General features: G+C 40.5%; 5 protein-coding genes. All 5 read left to right on the top strand.

Going from position 1 to position 14,581, the window contains the following annotated elements:
* A partial coding sequence (locus tag GJ691_RS16310; protein WP_154368833.1) for an Ig-like domain-containing protein occupies positions 1-1,330 on the top strand: 1,330 nt, incomplete at its 5' end.
* Between the two features lie 17 nt (positions 1,331-1,347).
* A complete protein-coding gene (locus GJ691_RS16305) occupies positions 1,348-2,298 on the top strand; it encodes a PorP/SprF family type IX secretion system membrane protein (RefSeq protein WP_154368831.1) in 951 nt (316 codons plus the stop codon).
* Positions 2,299-2,310: 12 nt separating this feature from the next.
* Positions 2,311-4,251, top strand: coding sequence for an OmpA family protein (locus GJ691_RS16300; RefSeq protein WP_154368829.1), 1,941 nt, complete (start codon positions 2,311-2,313; stop codon positions 4,249-4,251).
* A 224-nt stretch (positions 4,252-4,475) separates the two neighbouring features.
* Positions 4,476-8,114, top strand: a complete 3,639-nt coding sequence (locus GJ691_RS16295) for a beta strand repeat-containing protein (protein ID WP_154368827.1) — start codon at positions 4,476-4,478, stop codon at positions 8,112-8,114.
* Between the two features lie 827 nt (positions 8,115-8,941).
* Positions 8,942-14,581, top strand: a 5,640-nt coding sequence (locus GJ691_RS16290) for a beta strand repeat-containing protein (RefSeq protein WP_154368826.1), incomplete at its 3' end; no start/stop codon positions are given.

The following is a 14,581-nucleotide window of genomic DNA, read 5'->3' as shown; positions in this document are numbered from 1 at the left end:
CTATAGGGACCTTGACGATGACGGTGATGGTATCGACACCCCGGATGAAGATGCCGATGGAAATGGCGACCCAACCAATGACGACACAGACGGTGATGGTACACCGGATTACCTTGATCCTATGAATGATTTATTGGATGTTGTTGATGACATGGTCGCAACAGATGTAAATACACCTTTGACCATTGATATTTTAGAGAATGATATGGGTATTCCTGAAAATGGAACTTTGACTGTAACTGATCCTGAAAATGGTACCATTGTTATTAATGACGGGGGAACACCTGACGACCCAACTGATGATACCGTAACATACACACCAAATTCTGATTATGAAGGCACTGACTCTTTCGAATATACGGTATGCGATGCCCAAGGTAATTGTGATACGGCAACTGTAACTATTGAAGTGGGAACAGCACCTATGATAGATGCTGTTGATGATACTGCTTCTACAGAAATGGATTCACCAGTAGATATTGACATTTTGGCAAACGATTCCGGTATACCTGATATCGACTCCTTAACAGTTAGTGATCCTTCTAATGGCGTAGTGGTAATTAATGATGGGGGAACTCCAGATGACCCTAATGACGACACGGTTACATATACTCCAAATGAAGGGTTTACCGGTACAGATTCATTTGAGTATACGATTTGTGATGCTATGGGGAATTGTGATACCGCTACTGTGACGATAACTGTGGATATGTCAAATACTCAGATTGATGCCGTGGATGACGATTATTCTGGTGTTTTTGTTGATGGTACAAATGGAGATGTGGTGCCTAATGGAAATATTTTTGACAATGATACTTTAGATGGTGAACCGGTAAGCCCTGAAGATGTTATTTTGTCAGTTACACCTACAGAGCAATTAATAATCAATCCTGATGGTAGTATTGAAGTGGTGCCGAATACGGCTGAAGGTACATATACCATAGAATATTCAATCTGTGAAGTTGCAAACCCTTCAAACTGTGATACAGCCATAGTAACGGTTCAAGTTAGTGAGGTAGAGGAGGAAGCTATTTTGGTTAACCAAATGGTAACTCCGAATGGTGATGGTAAAAATGATTTCCTATTTATAAAAGGAGTTAGAAATGCGGCCAATAATTCCTTGAAAATTTTTAATAGATGGGGTGTTGCCGTTTACGAGGGTGAGAATTACAATAATCAGAATAATGTATTCGATGGTAGGTCTAAAGGCAGGTCCACTGTGAGTGCTGGTGAGTATCTTCCTTCCGGTATATATTTTTATATCTTTGAGTATCAAAAAGGGAATAGTGAGAACAATACTGATAGTGGTTATATCTACGTCAGTAAGTAATACCTTATACTATTTATATGAATTTAAGAAATAGCATTCTAGTAGTATTGTTATCAATACTGACTACAGAGATTGTATCTGCTCAACAAGATGCCCAGTACACCCAATACATGTATAATACAATGAGTGTAAACCCGGCTTATGCAGGTTCTAGAGGGCAATTGAGTATAGCCGCATTATATCGTTCGCAATGGGTAGGATTGGATGGAGCACCTAAAACGCAGACTTTGAACCTTCATTCACCAATCAGGAACAGTAAACTTGGGTATGGAGTTTCAATAGTTAACGATGAAATTGGGGACGGAGTGATCCAAGAAACATATTTCGACGCGATTCTTTCATATACCATAGACGTCTCCAGGGAAGGAAAACTATCTTTTGGATTAAAGGCAGGTGGAAACTTGTTGAATTTGGATTTTCAGGGTTTACGAAATTTTGATGTGGAACCTGTAAATGAAGAAAATATTGAAAATAAGTTCTCGCCGAATGTAGGTGTTGGTATTTATTATCATACTAATTCGTTTTATGCCGGACTTTCAGCTCCTAACTTATTGGAAACAGAGCATTTTGACAATAGTAATCAAGATTCCAACGATATTCAGTTTTTATCAAAAGAGCGTATAAACTTTTATTTGATTACCGGCTATGTAATGGATTTAAACGGGAACTTGAAATTTAAGCCTGCACTATTGACCAAAGTAGTTGGCGGGGCTCCCTTACAAGTAGATATGTCGGCAAGTTTTATGCTGAACGATCAATTCACATTCGGTGCTGCGTACAGATGGGACGCTGCAGTTAGTGCAATGGTAGGTTTTCAGATTTCAGATCAGTTGATGCTAGGATTGGCTTATGATAGGGAAACCACGGATTTAGGAGGTACTCAGTTTAATGATGGATCTTTCGAGGTTTTCTTAAGATATGAATTGGTCAAGTCGTTCCGAAATCTTGTTTCGCCTAGATTCTTCTAAAAGCAATAAAAGATGGTTAAGAAAAATATTTTAATTATTGTCGTTTTGGCATTTTTGATGTCTCATAGTACATGGGCGCAAGAAAGGTTTCTGACCAAGGCCGATCGAAAATATCAAGAGTATTCGTTCAGTCCTGCAATAGATATCTATAAAAAAGTTCTGGACAAGGGATATGTTTCGGCCGAATTATTGAAAAACCTAGGTAATTCATATTATTTCAATGCAGACTATAAAGAAGCGGCGGATACTTACAAAAGATTATTAAAAGATTACAAGACTGAAATAGGACCGGAATACTATTTTAGATATTCACAGAGTCTAAAAAGTTTGGGTGATTATGAAGCATCCCAAGAATTGATGGACCAATTCAGCCAAATGACGTCCGGTGATTTAAGGGCAGGGTTTTTCAAGCAGGAGAAAGATTATTTAGAAGAAATAAAAAAGAATTCCGGTAGATACGAAATAAAGCCTTTTGAATATAATACCACTTATTCGGAGTTTGCTCCTTCTTACTACAAAAAGGGTCTAATTTTTTCTTCTGATAGGGATACGGGAAATTTAGCTAAATATAGGCATACATGGAATTCGAAAGACTTTTTGGATCTTTATAAAGTCAATAGTGATAGTATCGATAATAATCGGGTCACAAAACTGGGGGATGATATCAATACCAGATTGCATGAATCAACCTCTGTAGTAACCAATGATGGGAAACATCTTTACTTTACGCGTAACAATTTTAAGGATGGTAAATACATTACTGATGAAAATGGTATAATCCGCCTTAAATTATTACGGGCGACATTAGTGGATGGTGTTTGGTCCAATATTGAGGAATTACCTTTTAACAGTGATTCGTATTCTACTGCGCACCCTGCTTTTAGTCCAGATGGGAAAACATTGTATTTTGCTTCGGATATGCCAGGTTCATTGGGGCAGTCAGATATTTTTCGTGTTTCATTGTATGCTGACGGAATGTTCGGAACCCCCGAGAATTTGGGTAATACGATAAATACGGAGGCAAGGGAGACTTTTCCTTTTATTACCTCGGATAACGTTATGTATTTCTCATCAGATGGCCATCCCGGTCTTGGTGGGCTCGATGTCTTCGCGACAAAGATAGAGTCGGGTAAATATAACGGGGCTGTAATGAATGTTGGGGAACCTGTGAACAGTAAAATGGATGATTTTACGTTCATTTTTTCAGAAGATACACGAAAAGGGTATTTTGCATCCAATAGGGATGAAGGCCTAGGTGCAGATGATATTTATTCATTTGTGGAAACAGAACCTTTAAAACTGGTTTGTGATCAATCCGTTTCAGGAACGGTAAGGGACAAGATAACCAATGAAGTTTTGGTCGGTGCAACCGTAAAGGTCATAGATGAGGATAATCAGGAATTATTGACCACGGTCACAGATTCGGACGGTAAATACAATTTGTCAATAGACTGTAATAGAGGTAATTTCGTAAGGGCTTTAATGCAGGGTTACGTGCCTTCAGAAGAATATTTAGGTAAATCCGATGGCAAGCCTAACATAATCGATTTCTATTTAGAGAGAGATCAGGTTACGGCAGGATTTGGTGATGATTTGGCCAAATTACTCCAATTGAGTACCATATATTTCGACTTTGATAAGTACAATATCCGTAAGGATTCAGAGATAGAGGTTGAAAAGGTCATTGCGGCAATGGAAAAATACCCAAGTCTGAAGATAAAAGTAAATTCGCATACCGATAGTCGTGGTCGTGATGCCTATAATCTATGGCTCTCGCAGAAAAGAGCAGAGGCTACCGTTCAATATATGATTTCCAAAGGCATCGCCGAAGATCGATTAAAAGGTGAAGGATTTGGGGAAACCAAATTAATCAATAAATGCGAAAATGGAGTTCGTTGCTCGGCCAAAGAGCATGAGAAAAACCGTAGGTCAGAATTTATTATCTTGGAATAAATGTCTATTTACTAAAAGAAAGGGCACCTTCAACGAAGGTGCCCTTTCTTTTTAAATTGTTTTGTAACTTGCTTATATTCTTATATTTATGTGCAAAATGCATTTATTTTTTTGTAGGAAATGATGCATTTTGATTGATTCATACCTTAAAACAGGGGTTATACAACATTAGTTACGGCATATTGGACTGTATGGGTATTTTTACCCAAATGTTATTTAATCAAATGATGGAAATAAAGGTTCCAGGGTTTTATATTGTTCTGATATTTTTATTCTTAGGAGTTGGTGTTCAAGCACAGGCTACAATAACTATTGAAGTAAATTGGCCAAATTGGTCTTCTGAGAATAGAGTTACATTTAGAGACCCTTCAAATACTCAAATAGGAGGGAGAATTTGTAATCCAGCGGCTTGTTATAATGGATTTGGGAATAACTCATATAATAATATTGGTAGTCCACAAACTTATACAGGAGTACCTTATGGTACTAATTATGATATTTATTTAGAGGATCGCTATGGTGATGGTTGGAATGGAGGGGGATCTTATGTAAGGGTGTATCAAGATGGTGTCTTAATTTTAAGCTCAGATTTAACATCAGGGTCAACCCGGACCGTTTCATTTGATATAATTGCTACCCCCCCAGCCCTTTCAATAGGGGATGTTTCTGTAAACGAAGATGATGGTACTGCAACATTTACCGTATCCCATATAGGCAACAATGCTGGAGGGGCATTTACGGCCAATTATCAAACAGTTAATGGTTCAGCATTGTCAGGAACGCATTATACGGCCAGTACGGGAACCTTGAATTTCAATGGTAATGTAGGAGACATGGATCAATTTGCCATACCGATTATCGATAACAGTTTATACGATGGGGATAAGGCTTTCTCTATTCAATTAACATTTGTATCCGATCCTTCTGTAATTATAAGTGATGTAGGTTCGGGCACTATTGTAGATGATGAAGTTGTATTATTTAATCAACCCTTGGCTTTATACGATCAGTTCAATGGTTATTACGGATATACTTCCACAGGTGGTTCACTAAGAGCGAATGGTAGTTCTGGGAATGTATGCACTGTTAACGCTAGTTCGAGTAATTCCCTAACTTCGGATATACCAGCTGGTGCAAAGATAGAAAAGGCATATTTGTATTGGGCACATTCAGGGGCCAATCCTGATACCCAAGTAACATTTGAAGGTAATTCCGTAACTGCTGATTTGGTTTATGGCGCAAATTATACTGGTGGTTTTGGCCCTTATTATGGGTGTGTTAGTGATGTTACCAGTATAATTTCAGGAATAGCATCACCAAATTCCAATTCATTTGATTTTAGTGGTTTAACAATAGACAATGGAGGTAGCTACTGTGGTAATTCAACTGTATTGGGTGGTTGGTCGTTGATTGTTTTCTATGAAGATACAAGCTTATCAGCCTCAACGATAAACATTTATCAAGGCTTCAATCCAGAGCGATATTCAAATTCATCATTTACCATGAGTGGTTTTTTTGCAATAGGTACAACTGGTGCAAAGACAACAGTACTTTCTTGGGAGGGTGATCAAAATTTTAATGCAAGTGAAAATCTTACGGTAAACACGGGTTTAGGCAATCTTCCATTAATTGGGGATGGGGATAATTCCTTTTTTTCCCGTAATCCGTTTAACTCCACTATTTTTGATAATAGTGATGCCACTCCGGTCAATGACACCAACGCCCATGGTATGGATTTAGATACATACGATTTCTCTTCATTTGTACTTCCCGGGGAAACATCGGTAACAGTTAATGTACAATCAGGTCAGGATTTAGTAATTATGAATGCCGTTATACTTAAGGTTCCTTCAAACCTTATTTCGGGAACAGTATTTGAAGATGTAAATTACGGTGGAGGAATAGGAAGGAATTTGGCGACTGCCTCTGGAGTGCCTGTTCAAGGCGCTAGGGTTGAACTGTACAATGTTTTTGGATTTTTTGTGGAGTCTACCACAACGGATGCCAATGGTAAATACATTTTCGCGGGTATGGCCAATGGCAATTATAGTGTTAGGGTCGTTAATAATACCGTAAAATCATCAAGAGGTGGAGGGGCTGCATGCTCCACATGTATACCTGTTCAAACCTTTAAGACATATTTCGCTTCCAGTGCCAAAGTCGAGGTGACAAATGAAGTGGGTGGCGCCTATCCCTCTGGTGTCGATTCCGGGGCGGGAAATCTGACAGGGGCACAAACTATAGCCACAGTGCAAATTTCAAGCGAAGGCGCCCTTGGTCTTGATTTTGGATTCAATTTTAATACCATTGTCAATACCAATGGTAGTGGTCAAGGTTCTTTGGAGCAATTTATCTTGAATAGTAATACACTTGGCGAAACAGGACTTGATATCGAGGCAAATGGTATTTTTGACCCTGCAGCAGGTGAGGACACTTCAGTTTTTATGATTCCACCACCAAGTGATCCATTGGGAAGAACGGCAGATGCCAATTATTCAAGCGGTTACTTTGATATAGATATTCCAAATGGTAGTCCCTTACCTGTTATTACCGATAATGACACCCATATAGACGGAAGAACACAAACCGCCTATTCAGGGAACTCCAATGCAGGAACTGTTGGTTCAGGGGGCACTACCGTAGGTATATCCGCAACAGTTCTGCCAAGTTATGATCGTCCGGAAATTCAAGTTCATAGAAATGGAGGAGATGTGTTGGTAACACAAGGGAGTAATACAATCATAAGAAATATCTCGGTGTACGCTGATAATAATGCTGCTATACGGGTTGATGGTGGTTCAACCACGATTATTAACAATTTACTGGGCGTAAATGCCTTAGGGTCAAATGCCGGTAATGTGGATTATGGCGTTGAAATCACCGATGGTACAATGCTGGTCGATGGCAATTATATCGCAACCAACACCGATGCGGGCATCTTTATAGATGGTGGTACATCATCCACGATACAAAATAACCAAATTACAGCAAATGGTGATGCTGCTTGTGATGATAATATTACCATCGAAAACGGTTCTGGTATTGTAATTCAACAAAACTTGGTCGAGAATGCCGCCTCTCTCGGTATTGATGGGGACGGAATCACTGGTGGTGTGCTCATTACCGAGAACACCGTGACCTCTTCAGGACAAGATGGGGGAAATTGCGGTGGAAATGTAGCGAATGCAGGTATTCGACTGGATGGGAGTAATTCAACTATTTCAAATAATATTATTGCATCCAATGGCGGCCCAGGACTCGTGCTTGCTGGAGGGAATACCTCGGGGAATCTCATTTCACAGAATTCGTTCTATGGTAATGGTACAGCCTCTGATGCGCTGGGAATCGATTTGGATGCATCCGATGCCATTGGAGATGGGGTTACATTAAATGATAACAGTGATGCTGATGCTGGGCCGAATGGGGCCATGAATTTCCCTGTCATTAGCTTATCCAATATTACCGGTACATCGATTGTCATTGAAGGTTGGGCAAGACCAGGGGCCATTATCGAATTCTTTTTGACCGATATCAATGAAGGAAATGCTGTTTTGGGGGATAACCAGCTCGGTATGACCACAGATTATGGTGAAGGTCAGACCTACATAGCAACTGTTGTTGAAGGCAGCGGAACCGATTTAGACTCAGGGACTTCTTCCTATACTGATTTGGATGGGAATACCGATACGACCAATAAGTTCAAATTTAGTATCCCACTACCAAGTGGGGTCGCGAAAGGGGAATATATTTCGGCAACGGCGACTGTTGGCAATTCAACTTCTGAGTTTTCCCCGTTTAGTATTTTAAAGGTGTATACTGTAATTACCAACCGAAGGATTACTTATAGGGTTAATCCTAATTGATAAATTTTACGTTTTACAAATTTGAATTAGATCGTTCGAGGGTATTAAAGAATTCTCATTAGTAAGAGATTGTATCAAATAACTAATGATGGTCCATTGAATTAAACCGAATAACAAGTCAGCCTTATGCCATCTTTATTCAAATAATGTATACAAGTTCTGTTGTTTAGCAGATTTCATCTGTAAAAATATTGATGTCGATTAAAACAAGAAAATTAGTATTCTCTTATACAAAGTCATTGAATTCTTTCCAAGTGGTTATTATCATAAATACTTTCTGAAGAAGTTTTTTTAAGATGGATAAAATATTGGATGATGATTGAAAAATAATGGTCTTTTTTGTATTAGTAATAAATTAATGAAACCCGTATTTCCCTAATAAATTTTTGGAAATGTATCAAAATAGGATTTTTAACTTAAAGTGAGAAAACCTTTATACTATCCATAGTCATTATGTAATCATTAGTCATGATGATTATTTCTTTTTTTACGCATATTGAAATTTAAAATTAGTATTTCAAATGCTTGGGTGACCATGTAAAAATAAGAAATTCCTTACAATGCTGGTCTCTCGAAACCATTGATATAATTAGGCTCATCGACCAATGAAACACCCGTAAAATCTCAAAATGTCGTTGTCCACACCTCATGATTACGTTGCTATACAGTACAAATTCCAACATACACAACAAATATTTTCCTAAGGAGGTGATAGGACTAATTTTGTTTGTTGTATAAAAATGAATTCATTCTAAGTAGAATTGAAACCGAACAGAACAAACTCTAAGATTTTGAAATACGAAACCATAATAAGTAAGGAATTTGTCATGAGTAGAAAAATATTAATTCTGATTTTCTTAATGTTTTCAGGATTCGCATTTTCGCAGACTATTGTAAATTTAGAAGATCAATGTAATTGTGAAGTATTGCAAGGAACCGAAGTAGCTGCACCTGGGGTAAATAGCCCTACAGGAGCCGATCTTGGGGATTTGTACGTTAACACAACAACAGGAACTATCTATTTTTGGGATGGGGATTCTTGGGAATTGACATCAACTGATTCGGATACAACGAATGCTTCTTTAACTGAAGATGGGGTTAACCTTATCTTAACTGACAGTGATTTAAATACGGTTTCCATACCAATGGCCGATATCGCCGCCTTAACGGATACGAATACTACGAATAGTACATTAAGTCTAACCGATTCTGATTCCGACGGTACCAATGACACCTTGACCTTATTGGATAGTGAGGGCAATGTAGTGGAAGTTCCATTGGCTGATATAGCAGCATTGACCGATACAACGGTTACCAATGACAGTTTAAGTCTAACGGATTCTGATTCCGACGGAACGAACGACACCTTGACCTTATTGGATAGTGAAGGCAATGTAGTGGAAGTTCCATTGGCTGATATTGCCGCTTTAACGGATACGAATACTACGAATAGCACCTTAAGTTTAACCGATTCTGATTCCGACGGAACGAACGACACCTTGACCTTATTGGATAGTGAAGGCAATGTAGTGGAAGTTCCATTGGCCGATATTGCAGCCTTGACTGATACGACGGTAACCAATGACACCTTAAGTCTAACCGATTCTGATTCCGACGGTACCAATGACACCTTGACCTTATTGGATAGTGAGGGTAATGTAGTGGAGGTTCTATTGGCCGATATAGCCGCCTTGACGGATACGAATACTACCAATGACACCTTAAGTTTAACGGATTCTGATTCCGACGGAACGAACGACACCTTGACCTTATTGGATAGCGAAGGCAATGTAGTGGAAGTTCCATTGGCCGATATTGCAGCCTTGACGGATACGAATACTACCAATGACACCTTAAGTTTAACCGATTCTGATTCCGACGGTACCAATGACACATTGACCTTATTGGATAGTGAAGGGAATGTAGTGGAAGTTCCATTGGCCGATATTGCTGCCTTAACGGATACGAATACTACGAATAGTACCTTAAGTTTAACCGATTCTGATTCCGACGGAACGAACGACACCTTGACCTTATTGGATAGTGAGGGCAATGTAGTGGAAGTTCCATTGGCTGATATAGCAGCATTGACCGATACAACGGTTACCAATGACACCTTAAGTTTAACCGATTCTGATTCCGACGGTACCAATGACACCTTGACCTTATTGGATAGTGAAGGCAATGTAGTGGAGGTTCCATTGGCCGATATTGCCGCCTTGACGGATACGAATACTACGAATAGTACCTTAAGTTTAACCGATTCTGATTCCGACGGAACGAACGACACCTTGACCTTATTGGATAGCGAAGGCAATGTAGTGGAAGTTCCATTGGCCGATATTGCCGCTTTGACCGATACAACGGTTACCAATGACAGTTTAAGTCTAACGGATTCTGATTCCGACGGTACCAATGACACATTGACCTTATTGGATAGTGAAGGGAATGTAGTGGAAGTTCCATTGGCCGATATTGCTGCCTTAACGGATACGAATACTACGAATAGTACCTTAAGTTTAACCGATTCTGATTCCGACGGAACGAACGACACCTTGACCTTATTGGATAGTGAGGGCAATGTAGTGGAAGTTCCATTGGCTGATATCGCCGCTTTGACCGATACGAATACTACGAATAGTACATTAAGTTTAACCGATTCTGATTCCGACGGAACGAACGACACCTTAACCTTATTGGATAGCGAAGGCAATGTAGTGGAAGTTGCATTGGCTGATATAGCCGCCTTGACCGATACAACGGTTACCAATGACACATTAAGTTTAACGGATTCTGATTCCGATGGAACGAACGACACCTTGACCTTATTGGATAGTGAAGGCAATGTAGTGGAAGTTCCATTGGCTGATATCGCAGCCTTGACGGATACGAATACTACGAATAGCACCTTAAGTTTAACCGATTCTGATTCCGACGGTACCAATGACACCTTGACCTTATTGGATAGCGAAGGCAATGTAGTGGAAGTTCCATTGGCTGATATTGCAGCATTGACCGATACGAATACTACGAATAGTACCTTAAGTTTAACCGATTCTGATTCCGACGGTACCAATGATACCTTGACCTTATTGGATAGTGAAGGCAATGTAGTTGAAGTTCCATTGGCTGATATCGCCGCCTTGACGGATACGAATACTACGAATAGCACATTGAGTCTAACGGATTCTGATTCCGACGGTACCAATGATACCTTGACCTTATTGGATAGTGAAGGCAATGTAGTGGAAATTCCATTGGCTGATATCGCTGCATTAGTCGACACCGATACCCAGTATACGGCCGGCACAGGCTTGGTTTTAACCGGGACGGTGTTCAGTGCGGACGCAAGTTTGGCTACGGATGCTGAAGTAGCTGCAAGTGAATTAACTACAAGTGTAGCGGCAGGGACAGGAGTTAGTGTAAGTTCATCGACAACAGGGAATAATACAGAATATACGGTAGCTGTAGATGAGACCGCAATTGCGGACGGTACACTATCTTCAACTAATGCTACGATAGCTATTACAGGAGGCGATGATTCTATCTTTAAAGATGTAAGCGTAGATGTTGCGGATAATGCGATCACCAATGCAAAGATGGCGGATGATGCTATAGATACGGCAGAATTGGTAAATGACGCAGTAACATTAGATAAAATAGCCGACGGTACTTTATTGGGCCAAGTAATGCAATGGGACGGTTCCGACTGGACATTGGTAGATCTAGGTTCGGTTACCGTAACAGAGAACGATGGTGTAATAGGAAATGAAGTAGTGGGAGTTACAAGCGGTAGTGGAACATTGACCCGTTCAGGAGATGGTTCAACAGTGAACCCATATACATTGGCAGTGTCTGCAGATGGAATAACAAATGCAGAGTTGGCGGATGATGCAGTAGGTTTAGAGAACTTAACTGCAGGATCAACTTCTGGAGACCTTATCCAATGGAACGGTACGGATTGGGAATTTGTTACACCAAGTTCATTAATACCGGCAACAACGGTATCGAATACGAGTAATGTCAATACATTAAGTACAACAGTGGACGGTGTAACAGGAACAGGTGTGGATATTATCAACAGTAATGCACTTAGTTTGAATAGTAGCAATGAACTGGTAAGTACCGTGAACGGGGAGGCATCGAATGCATTAAGTTTAAGTTCTTATTTGGATAATACCGATGAACAGGATTTATTGGATTTTCAGGTAAATGGTTCAAATTTAGAAATAAGCATAGAGAATGGTAATACGGTAAGTGTTCCATTGGCTGATATTACTACTGGAGTAGATACCAATACGGTCATAACATCTTACGCTATAGATGCTACGGATACGAATTTAGTAATTACGGATAGTGAGGGTAATACATTTTCAGTGGCCATAGCTGATATTGCTGCATTAGTCGATACCGATACCCAGTATACGGCAGGGAGCGGGTTGAATTTAAATGGGAGCAATGTGTTCACGGCGGTAGTTGACCCGGCAACTAACAATGCTCTTAGCGTAAGTGCTAGCGGTCTTTATGCTACTGACACAGATGATCAGGATGCAGGTGAAGTGGCTTTCGATGATAGTACGGCATCACTTGGTGCAACCGATGTACAGGGGGCAATCGAAGCTCTTGCAAATGCAACCGATAATGATACACAGTATACGGCAGGCACAGGCTTGGTTTTAACCGGGACGGTGTTCAGTGCGGACGCAAGTTTGGCAACGGATGCAGAAGTAGCGGCCAATGAATTAACAACAAGTGTTGTTGCAGGTTCGGATATTACTGTAAGTGCGTCAACTTCAGGAAACAATACGGCGTACACGGTTAGCAATGCTTCACCGGACCAAACGGTAAGTATCGTTGATGGTGGTAATGGTAATGTAACGGTAGGCGGGACCTATCCAAACTTTACCATCGATGTGCCGGATGCAACGGTTGATACCGATGAACAGGATTTACAAAACTTTCAGGTAAATGGTTCAAATTTAGAAATAAGCATAGAGAATGGTAATACGGTAAGTGTTCCATTGTCGGATATCACTGCAGGTGTTGATACCGATACCCAGTATACGGCAGGGAACGGGTTGAATTTAAATGGGAGCAATGTGTTCACGGCAGTAGTGGACCCAGCAACTAACAATGCTCTTAGTGTAAGTGGTAGCGGTCTTCTTGCAACTGATGATCAGAATGCAGGTGAGGTTACTTTCGATGATAGTACGGCATCACTTGGTGCAACCGATGTACAGGGGGCAATCGAAGCTCTGGCAAGTGCAACCGATAATGACACCCAGTATACGGCAGGCACAGGCTTGGTTTTAACCGGGACGGTGTTCAGTGCGGACGCAAGTTTGGCTACGGATGCTGAAGTAGCTGCAAGTGAATTAACAACAAGTGTAACGGCAGGAACAGGAGTTAGTGTAAGTTCATCGACAACTGGGAATAATACAGAATATACGGTAGCTGTAGATGAGACCGCAATTGCGGACGGTACACTATCTTCAACTAATGCTACGATAGCTATTACAGGAGGTGATGATTCTATCTTTAAAGATGTAAGCGTAGATGTTGCGGATAATGCGATCACCAATGCGAAGATGGCGGATGATGCCATAACCACGGCGGAACTGGCCACAGGGGCAGTCGAATCCTCCGATATCTTGGACGGGACGATCGCTACCGGTGATATAGCGAATGATGCCGTTACCTTGGGGAAATTGGCCAATGGTACAGCTTTAGGCCAAGTAATGCAATGGGACGGTTCCGACTGGACATTGGTGGATCTAGGTTCGGTTACCGTAACAGAGAACGATGGTGTAATAGGAAATGAAGTAGTGGGAGTTACAAGCGGTAGTGGAACATTGACCCGTTCCGGAGATGGTTCAACAGTGAACCCATATACATTGGCAGTGTCTGCAGATGGAATAACAAATGCAGAGTTGGCGGATGATGCAGTAGGTTTAGAGAATCTTGTAAATGGAACTACAGCTGGAGATTTGATTCAATGGAATGGTAGCGACTGGGTAACGGTAGCTCCGAGTTCATTAATACCGGCAACAACGGTATCCAATACAAGCGTTGTCAATACATTAAGTACAACAGTGGACGGTGTAACAGGAACAGGTGTGGATATTATCAACAGTAATGCACTTAGTTTGAATAGTAGCAATGAACTGGTAAGTACCGTGAACGGGGAGGCATCGAATGCATTAAGTTTAAGTTCTTATTTGGATAATACCGATGAACAGGATTTACAAAACTTTCAGGTAAATGGTCCTAATTTAGAAATAAGCATAGAGAATGGTAATACGGTAAGTGTTCCATTGTCGGATATCACTGCAGGTGTTGATACCGATACTCAATATACGGCAGGGAACGGATTGAATTTAAATGGGAGCAATGTGTTCACGGCGGTAGTTGACCCGGCAACGAACAATGCTCTTAGCGTAAGTGCTAGTGGTCTTCTTGCAACTGAC

The organism is Maribacter luteus (genome assembly GCF_009674825.1).
Taxonomy (GTDB): Bacteria; Bacteroidota; Bacteroidia; order Flavobacteriales; family Flavobacteriaceae; genus Maribacter_A; species Maribacter_A luteus.
This window is presented reverse-complemented; position numbering and strand designations above follow the sequence as displayed.